We start from the raw sequence: 14,827 nt of genomic DNA on the forward strand, positions 1-14,827 counted from the left end.
CTTCCAATCGTGATAAAGTGAGAGTCGGTTCCTGCTCTCTTTGTGTTGTGCCGGTAACCAGTCGCGGTTTAAATCGAACCAGTAATGATTAAATCTCCCTCCCGGCCACACTTCATTAAACTCCCTTGCATTGGGATCGCTAACCGGTGTAAAACTCTTGTGCATGTTTACCCAATTGGCGAAACGATTTAATCCGTCCGGATTAAAAGAGGGGTCCAGAATAATTACTGTATTTTTCAACAATGCATCTATTTCCGGGCCTTGGGCTGCTGCCAGATAATAAGTGGCTAAAAGAGCCGCATTTGCACCACTGCTTTCATTTCCGTGAATACTATACCCCATCCATACCACAACCGGCATTTCACTGGTATTCAGGCCAGAGGATTGATCAGGATTGGTTAACGCCAGGTGTTGCTGACGAATCTGTTCCAGTTTCTGCTGATTTTCAGGAGAAGTAATTATGAGCGCCAATTGCTGTCTGCCCTCGTTGGTTAGTCCGAGTGGTTTCAGAATCATTCTGTCGGAAGCCTGATCAACTGCTTTTACATACTGCACCAAACGGTCATGAGTAACATGCCATTCCCCTACTTCATGTCCAACAATGCTAGCAGGCGTTGGAATTGATTTATTGTATTGAACATTCCTGGGTAAATAATACGACAGGTCCTGCGCAAAAGTGGATGCAACAAAAAGTGACAATAGAAATGCAATCGTAATTTTTTTCATTCCTTACCAATTTGAACCGGTAAGTTACTGAAGAAAAATTATCTAAGCATACATTTCGGCACGCAACTCTTTCACCCTTGCATCTTCCAGATATTCATCAAATGTCATCAGACGATCAATGATTCCTTTAGGCGTTAATTCAATGATTCTGTTGGCCACAGTTTGCATGAAAGTGTGGTCATGAGAGGTAATGAAAACAATACCCGGGAATGACTGACAGCCTTCGTTAAAGCTCTGAATACTTTCCAGATCCAGGTGGTTGGTAGGTTGATCCAGAATAACCAGATTCGGATTCTGTAACATCATACGGCTAACCATACAACGTACTTTTTCTCCCCCACTCAGCACATTGGTTTTCTTTTGTATATCATCTCCACTAAACAACATTTTACCCAGAAATCCTCTGATAAAAGGTTCATCCGCATCAGTAATATGCGGTGGTACATATTGACGGAGCCAGTCCATTAAACTAAGCCCTTCCTTAAAAAATTCACTGTTTTCCTGTGGTAAATATGCTTTTGTGATAGTAGTACCCCATTCATACTTGCCACCTTCCAATGGTGCGTTTTCTGTTATGGTATCAAAGAAGGCAGTAACTGCTAAAGGATCCTTGCTCAGGAATGCAATTTTCTCTCCCTTGTTTACACTGAAGGTAACTTTATCAAAAAGAACCCTGCCATCAACAGACTTGCTTAAATTTTCTACATTAAGTATCTGGTTTCCTACTTCTCTTAACGGCTGGAATATAATGCCAGGATATTTACGGTTGGATGGCTCTATTTCTTCAATGGTCAATTTCTCCAAAGCTTTCTTTCTGGAAGTTGCCTGCTTACTCTTGGATGCATTGGCCGAGAAACGGGCGATGAAATCCAATAAAGCCTGACGCTTTTCTTCGTTCTTCTTATTCTTGTCGCTGATCTGGCGGCTCATCAACTGACTACTTTCGTACCAGAAAGTATAGTTACCGGTAAATACTTTAATTTTTGAGCGATCCACATCAGCTACGTGTGTACATACGGTATCCAGAAAGTGACGGTCGTGACTCACAACCAATACAATATTTTCATAATCTGCAAGGAAATTCTCCAGCCAGCCAATGGTTTCAATATCCAGACCGTTGGTAGGTTCATCCAGTAAAAGAATATCCGGATTGCCGAATAAAGCCTGGGCAAGTAAAACCCTTACTTTTAGGTTACTAGGAATTTCACTCATTAAACTATTGTGCATCTCATCATGCACACCCAGACTGTTCAAAAAGCTGGCAGCATTACTCTCTGCTTCATATCCCCCCATTTCTCCAAATTCTGCTTCCAGTTCTCCGGCACGCATTCCATCCTCCTCAGAAAAATCCTCCTTTGCATATAAGGCATCTTTTTCATGCATTACTTCCCAGAGTCTTTTATGCCCCATTAAAACGGTATTCAACACCGTACAATTATCAAATTCAAACTGGTTCTGTTTTAAAACAGCCATTCTTTCACCTGGTGTAATTTCAACAGTTCCTTTATTGGGCTCTATCTCACCGCTCAAAATCTTCAGGAAAGTAGATTTCCCTGCACCATTGGCGCCAATAACACCATAACAGTTGCCCTTGGTAAAATTGATATTTACTTCGTCAAAAAGAACCCGCTTTCCATAAGCGAGTGTAATATTCCTTGCACTTAACATTGATTGGCAGTTTTGGGGTGCAAAATTACGACTTTAAAAGGGAAATCCGAAGGAACTTGCCTTTTGATTACCATTCCGCCCTTGCCGAGGGATTAACAGACAGAGAAACAAAATCCCCTTGTTGAAATTTATGGTAGGCCGTAATGGCAATCATGGCAGCATTATCTGTACAATAGCTAAAATCGGGAATGAATGTTTTCCAGCCTCGTTTCTGCCCCATTTTAATTAAACCGTTTCTTAAACCGCTATTGGCACTTACTCCACCAGCAATACAGACTTGTTTTACATTTGTCTGTTGAACAGCTTTTGCCAGTTTCTTCAATAAAATCTGAACTATTGTATGTTGCACGGATGCGCACAAATCATCTCGGTTCGCTTCAATAAAACCCGGCTCCTGCTTTTGCAAGAAGTATAAAACAGAGGTTTTTAAACCACTAAAAGAAAAATTAAGTTCGGGTATTTGAGGCTCGGCAAATTTAAATTTCAAAGGATCCCCCAATTTCGCATACCGGTCAATTAATGGTCCGCCCGGGTAAGGCAAACCCAGCAGTTTAGCTGTTTTATCAAAAGCTTCTCCCGCAGCATCATCAATGGTTTCTCCAATTACTTCCAGTTCAAGGGCAGATTTAGCCAACACAATCTGTGTATGCCCGCCACTGACGGTTAAACATAGAAATGGAAAAGTGGGTCTTTGTTCAGGTATTAAGTTAGCAAGCACATGCGCCTGCATATGATGCACGGCAATCAGAGGAATCTGCAAGGAAAGCGAAAGTGATTTGGCAAACTGTGTTCCAACTAAGAGACTGCCTATTAAGCCCGGTGCCTGCGTAAAGGCAATAGCACTGAGATCCGACAGCTTTGATCCTGCCTGCAATAATGCCTGATCTACAACGGGCACAATATTTTGCATATGTGCCCTGCTGGCCAATTCAGGAACCACTCCCCCGTATTGCTCATGTACAGACTGTGATGCAATGATATTACTAAGAATTTCGCCGTCTTTACAAACGGACGCAGCCGTTTCATCGCAGGAAGATTCTATTGCCAGAATTGTTGTGCCCATCCGGCAAAAATACTATTTAGTTCTGATGGCAACTACCGGATCCAGTTTAGCCGCAATGGAAGCCGGAATAATTCCTGCCAATACCCCCAGACCAATACAAATACTAAGACCCAGTATCACAATATTAGGTGCAATGTATATCGGGAAAGGAAGTATAGAACTCAGTACCAGTGACAAAAGCCAAACCAGGGTAAGTCCAATTAAACCTCCGAGTACACATAGAAAAGCACTCTCCAATAAAAACTCAGTTAAAATAGGTACCTCTTTTTGCCCCGATTGCTTTCTTTAATCCAATCTGGCTGGTCTTTCTCTTACCGTCACAAACATAATATTGGCTACCCCAAACGCACCTACAATCAAACTCAGTCCGGCAATGGCCCATCCACCGGCAGTAACCTGTCCAAAGAACCCGTTTACCTGCTCACTGAACATGGCCACATCATTACAGGTAAAATTATCTTCCTGTGTGGGGCTCAATTTTCGCAATTGTCGCATTACTCCGTTCAACTCATCCTGCAATGCAGAAGAGGCAATTTTAGGTTTGCCTTGTACTATGATATTCGGACTACTGGTTTCCGGACTATATATACTTGCGAAATATCGGTACGGAACAATCATACAATCGTCGTAGTTAAAGCCTCCAATGAAACTTTGACCTTGTTTTTTTATAACACCAACCACATACACTTTTCGGCCACCAAAAGAAATTTCTTTACCCACTGCTTTTTCAGCTTTTCCGTACAATTCCTCCGCCACTTTAAAACCGATAACTCCCACTGCAGATCCCCTTAAAAAGTCAGACTCAATTAAATATCTACCCGTTTCTATATCAATTGTCTGAATATTATTGAACTCTCCGGTTACTCCATAAATACTTGTATTATTCAGAATATTGTCGAGATAGCTGTAGTTTACATTTCTACTTACAAAAAAAGCTGCATAAGCCGCCAGTTCGCTTTTTTGTTTTAGTGCATCCAGTTCTTCAATCTTAACATTGGGCCTTTTCATGTATTTCCACCAGGGATAATCGGGACCACCGCCGTAATTCCATTTGTCTATATAAATGGTATTGCTCCCTAAAGTTTTGATGTCATTCTGCACTTTTCTTTCCAGACTATCCACTGTAGCCAGCACCCCGATTATGCAGAAAATTCCGATGGTAATTCCAAATAAGGAGAGGAAAGTGCGTAATTTATTTACTTTAAGCTCCTGCAATGCCATACGGAAGCTGTTCCATAAAATACTGAGTAATTTAACCATACTCAAATGTACGTTTAATCATCACTTTAAAGGCCTGTTTTATGTAAACGGTTGATAGTACTGTTCAAGCAGTCTTAATAAATGACAACAACGAATTCAACAGGAAGCATTTATTGTATTTCCACACAACCAAAGTCTTCGCCTATTGTATATATAAATGAGTTAAATTTGCGGAGATTTAACCAAAATAATCTTGCTATATGACCTGGAAACAAGTCTTTACATCGTCAGTTGGAAAAAAACTGGTTATGGGATTAACCGGAATTTCCCTCGTTTTGTTTTTAATTGTCCACGCAGGTATCAATGCCTGTGTATTTGCAGACCTTGCCGACCCCAATGAAAATGGCGAAATGTTTAATAAGGCTGCCCATTTTATGGGATCTACCGTATTAATCAGAATCATGGAAATTGGACTTTTTGCAGGCATAATTTTACATATTTTCCAGGGATACCTGTTAACCCTAGAAAACAAACAAAAAAGAGCAGTAGGCTACGCGGTTACTTATAAAGACGGAAGTAAATGGTATAGCAGAAGTATGGGCTTACTGGGTACACTTATCCTGATTTTCCTTGTGTTGCACCTATATCATTTTTGGGTTTCTGCTCGTTTTACACACGAAGGATTGGCCCCGGTAACCTACAATGGCGTTGAAATGCACAATATGTTTGCACTTATGCAGGCAACATTCACAGAATGGTGGATTATTGGTGTTTATACTGCAGGTTGTATATCTCTGGCTTATCACCTGGCTCACGGTTTCCAAAGTGCATTCAGAACTTTAGGAGTTCACAATAAGCGCTACACAACCCTATTAACCTCAGTAGGATACGCCTATTCAATCATTATTGCGCTTGCATTCATCTTAATGCCTTTGAGCTTTAAACTAGGATGGATCGGATAGTCGGTTATTATTAAAAAAGTATATTCAAATCATCATAAACCTTTGGATCTATGTTAAATGCTAAAATTCCTACCGGACCATTAGAAAGTAAGTGGGCTGAGTACAAGGGACATTGCAAACTCGTTAACCCTGCCAATAAGCGTAAACTGGAAGTAATAGTTGTGGGAACCGGATTAGCGGGAGCTTCTGCAGCTGCTTCTTTGGGTGAGCTGGGTTATAAAGTAAAAGCATTTTGTTTTCAGGATTCTCCCCGTCGTGCGCACTCCATTGCAGCACAGGGTGGAATTAATGCAGCAAAAAATTATCAGAACGACGGAGACAGTGTGTTCCGTTTGTTTTACGATACCATTAAAGGTGGTGATTACAGAGCAAGAGAAGCAAACGTGCACAGACTTTCCGAAGTGAGTGCCAATATCATAGATCAGTGCGTTGCTCAAGGTGTACCCTTTGCAAGAGAATATGGTGGTTTGCTAAGCAACCGTTCATTTGGTGGTACTCAGGTACAGAGAACCTTCTATGCCGCAGGACAGACCGGTCAACAATTATTGATTGGCGCATACCAGGCTTTGGAGCGCCAGGTTGCTTTAGGAAATGTAACCATGTATAGCAGACACGAAATGCTGGAAGTGGTAACCATTGATGGAAAAGCAAGAGGTATTATTGCCCGTGACCTGGTAAGCGGCAAACTGGAAAGACATTTTGGACACGCAGTATTGTTGTGTTCTGGTGGATACGGTAACGTTTTCTATTTATCTACCAATGCAATGGGTAGCAACGTAACCGCTGCGTGGAAAGCACATAAGAAAGGAGCAGCTTTTGCGAATCCTTGTTTCACTCAGATTCACCCTACCTGTATTCCGGTAAGTGGTGATCATCAGAGTAAGCTTACCCTGATGTCTGAGTCATTAAGAAATGACGGTAGAATCTGGGTTCCCAAAAAACAAAACGACACCAGAAAAGCAACCGATATACCAGAAGAAGAAAGAGATTACTATTTGGAAAGAAGATATCCTGCATTTGGTAACCTCGTTCCAAGAGACGTAGCATCCAGAGCGGCGAAAGAGCGTTGTGATGCAGGATACGGTGTAGGAAGCAGCAAGCAGGCGGTATATCTGGATTATGCAGATGCCATACTGAGATACGGCAAAATTGAGGCCGGTAAACAAGGTAGAGTGAATGCATCTCAGGAAGAAATTATTGCTTTGGGTAAGGAAGTGGTGAAAGCCAAATATGGTAACCTTTTTGATATGTATGAAAAGATTACCGGTGAAAACCCTTATGAAGTTCCTATGAGAATTTACCCTGCAGTACACTATACCATGGGTGGACTTTGGGTGGATTATGAATTGCAGACAACTGTTCCTGGCTTGTATGCATTGGGAGAAGCTAATTTCAGTGACCACGGTGCCAACCGCTTGGGTGCTTCTGCTTTGATGCAGGGGCTGGCTGACGGATACTTTGTAATTCCTTACACTCTAGGAAACTATTTAGCAGATGAAATCTATAACAAATCTATTGAAACCTCCCACCCTGCTTTTGAACAAGCAGAGAAAGCGGTTAGCGATAGAATTCATCAATTGATGAGTATTAAAGGAAAGCAGTCTGTAGAAAGTTTCCACAAGCGTCTGGGTAAAATTATGTGGGACAAATGTGGAATGGCCAGAAACAAAGAAGGTCTTGAACAGGCCATAAAGGAAATTCAGGCCTTGAAGAAGGAATTCTGGAGTGATGTTAGAATTCCAGGTGAAATTAATGAAATGAACACTGAACTGGATAAGGCAAACCGCGTTGCAGACTTCATTGAACTGGGAGAACTAATGTGTATTGATGCATTAAACCGTAATGAAAGTTGTGGCGGTCACTTCAGAGAAGAATTCCAGACTCCGGACGGGGAAGCTTTAAGAGACGATGCAGGTTATATGTATGTAGCAGCCTGGGAATTCAAAGGTGAACATCAGTGGGATTTACATAAAGAAACGTTGAACTACGATGTTATTAAGCCAACACAACGTAATTACAAATAATCGTTGTTATTAAAGCAAATTAAAAACCGAATTAATTTTAAGCAATGGAACACTATCATATGAATCTGAACTTAAAAGTTTGGAGACAAAAAAACAGCAATACAAAAGGTGACTTCAAAACGTATCAGGTAAAAAACATTTCATCAGAAATGAGTTTTCTGGAAATGTTCGATGTACTGAACGAGCAATTGATTAGCGAAGGGGAAGAACCAGTTGCATTTGATCACGATTGTAGAGAGGGAATTTGTGGAATGTGCTCAATGTACATCAATGGAAAGCCACATGGTCCCTGGCAGGCAAATACTACCTGTCAATTACATATGCGTGCTTTCAAAGACGGAGACACGATTGTGGTTGAACCCTGGAGAGCCAATGCCTTCCCTGTTATTAAAGACTTAACTGTAGACAGAACTTCATTTGATAGAATTATCCAGGCAGGGGGCTATATCAGCGTTAACACCGGTAATGCGGTTGACGGTAATGCCTTACCTATTAACAAAGACAATGCAGATAATAGTTTTGCAGCTGCCATGTGTATTGGATGTGGTGCCTGTGTAGCAGCTTGTAAAAACAGTTCTGCCATGTTATTCCTGAGCGCGAAAGTGAGCCACCTTGCTTTATTGCCACAAGGAGAACCCGAGCGCAAGACCCGTGTATTGAACATGGTAGCACAGATGGATAAAGAAGGTTTTGGTGCTTGTACCAATACAGGTGCTTGTGAAGCAACTTGTCCTAAGGAAATATCTTTAACAAATATTGCCAGATTGAACGCAGAATACCTAAGCGCAAGTTTAAGTGCAGAGAAATAATTTTAATGAGCGTATTGTTTACTATTCAATACTTCACTTGAAATAAATTAAGAAAAGTCCCAATTACTGGGACTTTTCCATTTTACAATCCTGCAATTATCGCTTAATCAAATTGCCTGTTTTAGACACCATATGATGTATGGCTTTATCCAGATCATTGGCAGCAGTTGCAATCCCCTCCTTTACTAAAATAAATGTATCCGGATCATTTGGTATATCGCGCATCAATGCGGCTAAACCAAGTATATTACTCAACGGAGCTCTTACTGTATGCGAACTCATGAAAGCAATTTCACGCAGATAACCGTTCTGTTCCCGGATCATCTGTTCCTGATGTCTGGCTTTATTTCTTTCATTTATGAGTCGCTCGTATACTTTTCTTTCAAAATAAATACCAATATAGGCGAAAACGGCACAAAGCACTACCACAGCAATAGCATTGGTAGTAAACATTTTTCTATAAATATCATCGCTGATTTCCTGCCAGCTACTCGAGTTGGGAACAAAAATTATTGTAGCAGCAAATGTGAGAACACTAACAACAAAATATCCAATCACTTCGGCCCTGTATTCCCTTGTATTTCCCAGCATAAAAACCAGGGCAAAAATGGTGGGAATAATATAGAGATAAGCCCCAGCATTTAGTCCCTCCACCGAAGTGATTGCACACAAGAATATGTTTACTGCTAATACCACTGAAGTATTTTTAAACCTGCTATAGCCCCAATAATCCAACAACATAATGATCCCAATAACAAATGCAAATGCATATAAAAGCCAGGCAGATAACCAAAGGCCTCTGATATGATTGGTTATACCAGTACCCAGAATAACTGTGAGCGCAACCACACCAAAAGAAATAAGTCTGCGGGAAGCAGCCCTTTGCTTGGAAATAATTGATACCATAGGGTTGTTTTATACCTTATCTACGAAATTTAAACCCATTCGGTTTTCCTATTATTCATTATTTTCATAAAAAGAATCATTCCATGAGACTGCTATTGCCTATATGCATCTTTTCCCTGCTTCTGACAGCCTGTTCCAACGTAAAAAACAATGAAGAAATGAATTACCAATGGCCGAAAACACAGGCACCTGTTGCCCTTAAAAAAGAGCATGTTAGAATATTACACGGTGACACCGTTCCCGACCCCTATTACTGGATGATTGACTATTTTAAAAAGGGGCCTGACAGCACAGAAGTGGTAAACTACCTGACTGCTGAAAATAATTATACAGAGCAAATGATGGCTGGAACAAAAAATTTACAAACCCGGCTTTTCAATGAAATGAAAGCCAGGATTAAGGAAAAAGATGAATCTGTTCCCGTATTCAATAATGGATACTATTACTACACGCGCGCAGAGGAAGGCAAACAATATTATAAGTATTGCAGAAAGAAAGGTAGTCTTACCGCCAAAGAAGAGATACTACTAGATGTGGATCTGATGGCAGAGGGAAAATCTTATTACTCCATATCAGGCATAACAGTTAGCCCTGATAATCGCTTGCTTTTGTTTGGTATTGATGAAGTATCCCGAAGACAATATACTTTGAAAATTAAAAATCTGGAAACCGGAGAAATTTTGTCAGATGACATTAAAGGCACCAGTGGACAAGGAGTCTGGGCCAACGACAACAAAACCATTTTTTATACTTTAAATAACCCGGTGACTTTGCTTTCTGAAAAAATCATGAGACACCAGTTGGGAAGTACCAGTCCGGATAATACCGTGTACGAAGAAAAAGATAAAAGCAATTATATTGGGGTGAGCAAAACCAAAAACGGTCAGTTCATTCTGATTACCTCACAGGCAACCCTTTCTTCGGAAGTTTTTTTCATCAATGCCAATCAGCCCAATGATGCATTTGTATCGTTCCAGCCCAGAATAAAAAATGTACTATACGATATTGTTGCACTAGACGATCGTTTTTTAATCAGGACCAATCTGGATGCCCTTAATTTCAAAGTGATGGAATGTCCGCTCAATAAAACCGGGGTTACTAACTGGAAAGAAGTTATTCCACACAGAAAAGATATTCTGGTACAGAGCGTAGATGCGTTTAAAAAATTCACCATCATTACAGAAAGAAAGAATGGGCTCATTCAACTGAATATCAAACAGAGTTTTAGTTCGGGAGAACATTATATAGCCTTTGACGAACCAGCATATACTGCCAGCTTAGGTTCCAACCCCAATTATTTTACAGACTCCATCCGATTCATCTACACTTCATTAACAACACCATACTCTGTTTATGACTACAATGTTCAGGACAAGACTAAAACATTACAAAAGCAAGTGGAAGTGTTGGGAGGTTATAATATCAATGATTATGCAACTGAACGCATTTATGCACCAGCCAGTGATGGTACAAAAATTCCCATTTCACTGGTTTACAAAAAAGGTTTAAAGAAGGATGGGAAGTCTCCCCTGTTATTATATGCATACGGTTCATATGGCTATTCATTAGACGCTGAATTCAACAGTACTTTCATCAGCCTGTTAAACAGAGGATTTGTATATGCATTGGCGCATATAAGAGGGGGTGAAGATTTGGGCAGACAATGGTATGAAGAAGGGAAGTTATTGAAAAAGAAAAACTCTTTCACCGACTTCATCAATTGCGGAGAATACCTGATTCAACAGCAGTTTACCAGTAAAGAACACTTGTATGCCAATGGAGGCAGTGCAGGCGGACTGCTAATGGGTGCAGTTAGTACTATGGCACCAGACTTATGGAAGGGTGTTATTGCAGAAGTACCTTTTGTTGATGTTGTAAATACCATGTTAGATGAAAGCATTCCATTAACAACTAATGAATTTGATGAATGGGGAAATCCGAAAGAAAAAGTCTATTACAATTATCAGAAGAGCTACTCGCCTTACGAAAACGTAACTGCAAAAAAATACCCGAATTTACTGGTAACTACCGGATTACATGATAGTCAGGTACAGTATTTTGAGCCTGCTAAATGGGTAGCAAAATTGAGAAGTATGAAAACAGACAATAATGTGCTGCTTTTAAAGACGAATATGGATTATGGTCATGGCGGTGCATCTGGAAGATTTGACTACTTAAAAGAAACGGCCTTTAATTTTGCATTCCTGCTTGCCCTTGAAGGCATTATGGAATAATTGTATGGCGAATACTTATTTTTCTTTTAAATCCTTTACTGTTCACCAGGAAAAAGTGGCAATGAAAGTTTGCACAGATGCCTGTCTTTTCGGGGCATGGACGGCGATGCATGCACTTAAGCCAGATACCAGGCATATATTGGATATTGGTACAGGAACAGGATTGCTTTCCTTAATGGTTGCACAGTTTACCCGTGCAACCATTGAAGCTGTAGAAATTGATGAAAATGCAGCCATTCAATCTAGGGAAAACTTTAATGCAAGTCCATGGAAAGAACAATTTAGTGTTCACCATCAATCGATGGAGGAATACATGGATGGGCAGCACAAAAAATTTGATTTAATTATTTCGAATCCTCCTTTTTTTGAAAACCAGCTTAAAAGCAGTCAGAACAACCGAAATCTAGCTATGCATAGTCAGCAATTCAGCTTTGGCTTACTGGCAAAAGGAATGGCTGATTTATTATCCGACAATGGAATCGGGGCTGTATTAATCCCCTATCAAAGAACAGATGAATGGAGGAAGTTGGTCGCTAAGGAAAACCTCTGTTTGTTTCACAGCTGCTATGTAAAACAAACAGAAGCTCATCCATTTTTCAGATCAATGATTTTACTTCGAAAATCAACTACTGAGGAAAAAATAACACAAGTTGAAATAACAGAAGAAATCAGCATCAAAATGGGGTCTGATTACTCCCCTGAATTTAAAACTATACTAAAGCCCTACTATCTGGCGTTTTAATGAACCCATATTGGCAATGGCTTGAATTAACTACCTTCGGCAAATGAAATTGAATCATTTTTTAATTGGAATAGCAATTACCCTGGCAAGTTGCAGTACAGCGTCTGCGCCACTGGTTCCAGCCGAAAATGGATTAGATGCCGGCAGAGAATTTATAGACGCCTGCCTGAAAGGTGATTTTGAAAGAGCGGCTTTCTACATGGTGGAGTCCAATGAAAACAAGGCCCTACTGAATCAGATAGAAACAACATACAGAGAAAAAGACAAAGAAGGCAGACAGGAACTAAGAACAGCTTCTATTAATATCAGAGAAGTTTCAGAACCAAATGACAGCACAGTTATTTTATTCCATAGCAATTCATTAGATACAACCGGGAAAAAGACAATCATTATTAAACAAGATAACCGTTGGTTGGTAAACTTAAGCCAACCCAATCAATAAAGAAGAAAATATGAAGCAGACAACAGTTTTACACCCTTGGCATGGAGTACACTACGGAGAAAATGCTCCCCGAATAGTAAATGCAGTAATTGAAATTCCACAGGGATCCAGATGTAAATATGAAATTGACAAGCCAAGCGGACTACTTAAATTAGACAGAGTCATTTTTTCATCTTTTTACTATCCCATCAACTATGGTTTTATTCCTCAGACTTATGGGGGAGATAAAGACCCACTTGATATTTTAGTAATTACCTCTTTACCTGTTCAACCACTAACATTGATGGAAGCCAAAGTGATTGGTGTTATGCAAATGATTGACGGAGGAGAACCAGATGATAAAATAATTGCAGTGGCTGCTACAGATCCGGGTGTGAATCACTATAATAATATTGAAGAACTGCCCAGACACTTTTTTGATGAACTCAGACACTTCTTCCAGGAATACAAGCGCCTTGAAAAAAAGGAAGTACTGGTAGAGGACTTTGGAGATAAGGCAAAAGCCTTAACCATTGTGGAAGAAGCCATCAACTTTTACAAGGAAACTTTTGGACAATAATTAGAATGAGTACTACCACCCTGCTATTACTGGTCATTATTGGACTGGCCGCCGGATTTCTGAGCGGTCTGGTTGGGATTGGAGGGGGAATCATTATGGTGCCGGCTCTTGTTCTTGTATTGGGTTTTACCCAGAAACAAGCACAAGGCACTTCGCTTGGGGTTCTTGTTTTACCTGTTGTAGCACTGGCTGTTTGGCAGTATTACAAGCAGGGGCAGATTAATTTCAATTATGTATTTGTAATTGCCCTGGCTTTTTTAGCAGGAGGCTATCTGGGAAGCAAACTAGCATTGAATTTATCTGATGATAAAATGAAGAAGATTTTTGCGATTGTGATGCTTTTACTTAGCCTGAAAATGTTGTTTTTAGATAAAAAGAAGCCAGCTGAGACAACCCATACAACAAAAAATAAACAATCTATTGAAGAGACGAGGGTGAATTGATTCACCCTCCTTATCTTTGCTAAAAATTAAGATACAATGGAAGCTAAACAATCTACTGGTAAATATTGGATGTTGTTCTTTTTCTGGCTTGCTGCCATGATTGTACTCCTTATTGTATACCGTGAATTCTTCTGGCTAGCACTTCCTGGCGTTGTTACCTATTTTGCCAAGGGGATGGATTTAATGTAATCTTATTTTCCGGAATATCTCTTTATTAATCTGAGGGAATGTGTTCTCTCACCTGTATCTGTATTAAGGATACCTGCCTGGTCAATACGGTCTATTCGTACTTTTCCGGATGCATGGATTATCTGGTACTCATTTAGTAGAATACCCACATGCGTAATTTTGCCTTCCGGATTGTCGAAAAAAGCAAGGTCTCCGCAATGGGATTCCGCTAAAAATGCAATATCTGTACCCGCTTCTGCCTGCTGGTACGCATCTCTGGGAAGTATTATATTGAAGTATCGGAAAACCTGCTGTACATACCCGCTACAATCAATCCCAAACAAGGATCTCCCTCCCCACAAATAAGGTGTATTTAAAAAAAGCAATGCAATCTCTTTTACCCGATCAGAGGAGAATGGATTATTCTCCGGCATGGTTAATTGTCCCTGATAGGCAAACTGATAACCCTCGAGGTTTAGCTGCTGCTGCCTGAAAAGACCCAGGGAAACACCAAATGGCAATTGCATTTTTGTACCATTTACAACCATCGTATTTAAGGCCTCTGAAGTAATTGAAGCATTATACTGGTTAGCCAATTCTACTGGTACCCTTGCCAGTTGTGCAGACTGACACCAGCCTTCGTATCCATCAACCTGAGATTTTATTTTAACAAAACTACCCGTAAGGAGTTGAGGATTACCCTCTGTAATTTCTGCCAGTTCTCCGAATAACAATTGGGACACCATTTCAGACCGATGAGAAGCTTCTGCTCTGATGGGCACTACAGCAACAATGGCAGTGATAAAAGTCATGTAAATTTTAAGGGGAAGATATGGAATTTAATTATGCCTGCATCTTAAGAAAAATGCTTTTATTTAAGT

The 14,827-nt window shown here is 40.2% G+C and carries 16 protein-coding genes; 9 read left to right on the forward strand and 7 right to left on the reverse strand.

Features of this window, described 5'->3' with window-relative positions:
* The 5 genes from P767_RS16035 to P767_RS16040 all read right to left on the reverse strand — a co-directional run.
* The coding region (locus P767_RS16035) for a M14 family zinc carboxypeptidase (protein ID WP_037351654.1) at nucleotides 1–726 on the reverse strand (726 nt) is incomplete at its 3' end.
* 42 nt (nucleotides 727–768) lie between these two features.
* Nucleotides 769–2,394 carry an ABC-F family ATP-binding cassette domain-containing protein gene (locus P767_RS0105785; protein ID WP_026763769.1) on the reverse strand — a complete coding sequence of 542 codons (1,626 nt, stop codon included), beginning with the start codon at nucleotides 2,392–2,394 and terminating at the stop codon, nucleotides 769–771.
* Nucleotides 2,395–2,461: 67 nt separating this feature from the next.
* On the reverse strand, nucleotides 2,462–3,457 hold the full coding sequence (tsaD, locus tag P767_RS0105790) for a tRNA (adenosine(37)-N6)-threonylcarbamoyltransferase complex transferase subunit TsaD (RefSeq protein ID WP_026763770.1): 996 nt from the start codon (nucleotides 3,455–3,457) through the stop codon (nucleotides 2,462–2,464).
* Between the two features lie 12 nt (nucleotides 3,458–3,469).
* Entirely contained in the window at nucleotides 3,470–3,712 is a 243-nt protein-coding gene (locus P767_RS18795; protein ID WP_262506412.1) for an ABC transporter permease, read from the reverse strand.
* A gap of 30 nt (nucleotides 3,713–3,742) precedes the next feature.
* Nucleotides 3,743–4,717 carry an ABC transporter permease gene (locus P767_RS16040; protein ID WP_245586842.1) on the reverse strand — a complete coding sequence of 325 codons (975 nt, stop codon included), beginning with the start codon at nucleotides 4,715–4,717 and terminating at the stop codon, nucleotides 3,743–3,745.
* 200 nt (nucleotides 4,718–4,917) lie between these two features.
* Between P767_RS16040 and P767_RS0105800 the strand changes: the two genes are divergently transcribed.
* Genes P767_RS0105800 through P767_RS0105810 form a run of 3 tightly spaced genes read left to right on the forward strand, consistent with a single transcriptional unit; the run spans nucleotide 4,918 to nucleotide 8,452 of the window.
* Nucleotides 4,918–5,619 carry a succinate dehydrogenase cytochrome b subunit gene (locus tag P767_RS0105800; protein WP_026763771.1) on the forward strand — a complete coding sequence of 234 codons (702 nt, stop codon included), beginning with the start codon at nucleotides 4,918–4,920 and terminating at the stop codon, nucleotides 5,617–5,619.
* A 50-nt stretch (nucleotides 5,620–5,669) separates the two neighbouring features.
* Nucleotides 5,670–7,643: a fumarate reductase/succinate dehydrogenase flavoprotein subunit gene (locus P767_RS0105805; protein ID WP_026763772.1), complete on the forward strand. Its 1,974-nt coding sequence runs from the start codon at nucleotides 5,670–5,672 to the stop codon at nucleotides 7,641–7,643.
* Between the two features lie 44 nt (nucleotides 7,644–7,687).
* On the forward strand, nucleotides 7,688–8,452 hold the full coding sequence (locus P767_RS0105810; protein ID WP_026751570.1) for a succinate dehydrogenase/fumarate reductase iron-sulfur subunit: 765 nt from the start codon (nucleotides 7,688–7,690) through the stop codon (nucleotides 8,450–8,452).
* 96 nt (nucleotides 8,453–8,548) lie between these two features.
* On the opposite strand, the gene P767_RS0105815 is transcribed toward P767_RS0105810, so the two are convergent.
* Nucleotides 8,549–9,358, reverse strand: coding sequence for a hypothetical protein (locus P767_RS0105815; protein ID WP_026763773.1), 810 nt, complete (start codon nucleotides 9,356–9,358; stop codon nucleotides 8,549–8,551).
* A 158-nt stretch (nucleotides 9,359–9,516) separates the two neighbouring features.
* On the opposite strand from P767_RS0105815, the gene P767_RS0105820 reads away from it, so the two are divergent.
* Genes P767_RS0105820 through P767_RS18305 form a run of 6 tightly spaced genes read left to right on the forward strand, consistent with a single transcriptional unit; the run spans nucleotide 9,517 to nucleotide 13,967 of the window.
* Nucleotides 9,517–11,592, forward strand: coding sequence for a S9 family peptidase (locus tag P767_RS0105820; RefSeq protein WP_051417402.1), 2,076 nt, complete (start codon nucleotides 9,517–9,519; stop codon nucleotides 11,590–11,592).
* A 4-nt stretch (nucleotides 11,593–11,596) separates the two neighbouring features.
* Nucleotides 11,597–12,334, forward strand: a complete 738-nt coding sequence (locus P767_RS0105825; protein WP_037352349.1) for a tRNA1(Val) (adenine(37)-N6)-methyltransferase — start codon at nucleotides 11,597–11,599, stop codon at nucleotides 12,332–12,334.
* 43 nt (nucleotides 12,335–12,377) lie between these two features.
* Complete coding sequence (locus P767_RS0105830) at nucleotides 12,378–12,776, forward strand: DUF4878 domain-containing protein (protein ID WP_026763776.1); 399 nt, start codon at nucleotides 12,378–12,380, stop codon at nucleotides 12,774–12,776.
* Between the two features lie 10 nt (nucleotides 12,777–12,786).
* On the forward strand, nucleotides 12,787–13,335 hold the full coding sequence (locus P767_RS0105835; protein ID WP_026763777.1) for an inorganic diphosphatase: 549 nt from the start codon (nucleotides 12,787–12,789) through the stop codon (nucleotides 13,333–13,335).
* A gap of 5 nt (nucleotides 13,336–13,340) precedes the next feature.
* On the forward strand, nucleotides 13,341–13,778 hold the full coding sequence (locus tag P767_RS16045) for a sulfite exporter TauE/SafE family protein (protein WP_071840045.1): 438 nt from the start codon (nucleotides 13,341–13,343) through the stop codon (nucleotides 13,776–13,778).
* 36 nt (nucleotides 13,779–13,814) lie between these two features.
* Complete coding sequence (locus P767_RS18305; protein WP_157611392.1) at nucleotides 13,815–13,967, forward strand: hypothetical protein; 153 nt, start codon at nucleotides 13,815–13,817, stop codon at nucleotides 13,965–13,967.
* A 2-nt stretch (nucleotides 13,968–13,969) separates the two neighbouring features.
* Here the strand turns inward: P767_RS18305 and P767_RS0105850 are convergent, their stop codons facing one another.
* Entirely contained in the window at nucleotides 13,970–14,758 is a 789-nt protein-coding gene (locus tag P767_RS0105850) for a C40 family peptidase (protein WP_026763778.1), read from the reverse strand.
* Nucleotides 14,759–14,827: the final 69 nt, after the last annotated feature.

It is taken from the genome of Sediminibacterium salmoneum NBRC 103935 (assembly GCF_000511175.1).
In the GTDB taxonomy this organism is placed as follows: Bacteria; Bacteroidota; Bacteroidia; order Chitinophagales; family Chitinophagaceae; genus Sediminibacterium; species Sediminibacterium salmoneum.

Excerpts from the sequence above, each read along its gene's own strand:
- P767_RS0105850 (WP_026763778.1), bottom strand. The coding sequence starts at position 14,758 with ATGACTTTTATCACTGCCATTGTTGCTGTAGTGCCCATCAGAGCAGAA.
- P767_RS0105815 (WP_026763773.1), bottom strand. The coding sequence starts at position 9,358 with ATGGTATCAATTATTTCCAAGCAAAGGGCTGCTTCCCGCAGACTTATT.
- P767_RS0105785 (WP_026763769.1), bottom strand. The coding sequence starts at position 2,394 with ATGTTAAGTGCAAGGAATATTACACTCGCTTATGGAAAGCGGGTTCTT.
- P767_RS18305 (WP_157611392.1), top strand. The coding sequence starts at position 13,815 with ATGGAAGCTAAACAATCTACTGGTAAATATTGGATGTTGTTCTTTTTC.
- P767_RS0105800 (WP_026763771.1), top strand. The coding sequence starts at position 4,918 with ATGACCTGGAAACAAGTCTTTACATCGTCAGTTGGAAAAAAACTGGTT.
- P767_RS0105825 (WP_037352349.1), top strand. The coding sequence starts at position 11,597 with ATGGCGAATACTTATTTTTCTTTTAAATCCTTTACTGTTCACCAGGAA.
- P767_RS16045 (WP_071840045.1), top strand. The coding sequence starts at position 13,341 with ATGAGTACTACCACCCTGCTATTACTGGTCATTATTGGACTGGCCGCC.
- P767_RS0105805 (WP_026763772.1), top strand. The coding sequence starts at position 5,670 with ATGTTAAATGCTAAAATTCCTACCGGACCATTAGAAAGTAAGTGGGCT.
- tsaD (WP_026763770.1), bottom strand. The coding sequence starts at position 3,457 with ATGGGCACAACAATTCTGGCAATAGAATCTTCCTGCGATGAAACGGCT.
- P767_RS0105835 (WP_026763777.1), top strand. The coding sequence starts at position 12,787 with ATGAAGCAGACAACAGTTTTACACCCTTGGCATGGAGTACACTACGGA.
- P767_RS0105830 (WP_026763776.1), top strand. The coding sequence starts at position 12,378 with ATGAAATTGAATCATTTTTTAATTGGAATAGCAATTACCCTGGCAAGT.
- P767_RS16040 (WP_245586842.1), bottom strand. The coding sequence starts at position 4,717 with ATGGTTAAATTACTCAGTATTTTATGGAACAGCTTCCGTATGGCATTG.
- P767_RS0105820 (WP_051417402.1), top strand. The coding sequence starts at position 9,517 with ATGAATTACCAATGGCCGAAAACACAGGCACCTGTTGCCCTTAAAAAA.
- P767_RS0105810 (WP_026751570.1), top strand. The coding sequence starts at position 7,688 with ATGGAACACTATCATATGAATCTGAACTTAAAAGTTTGGAGACAAAAA.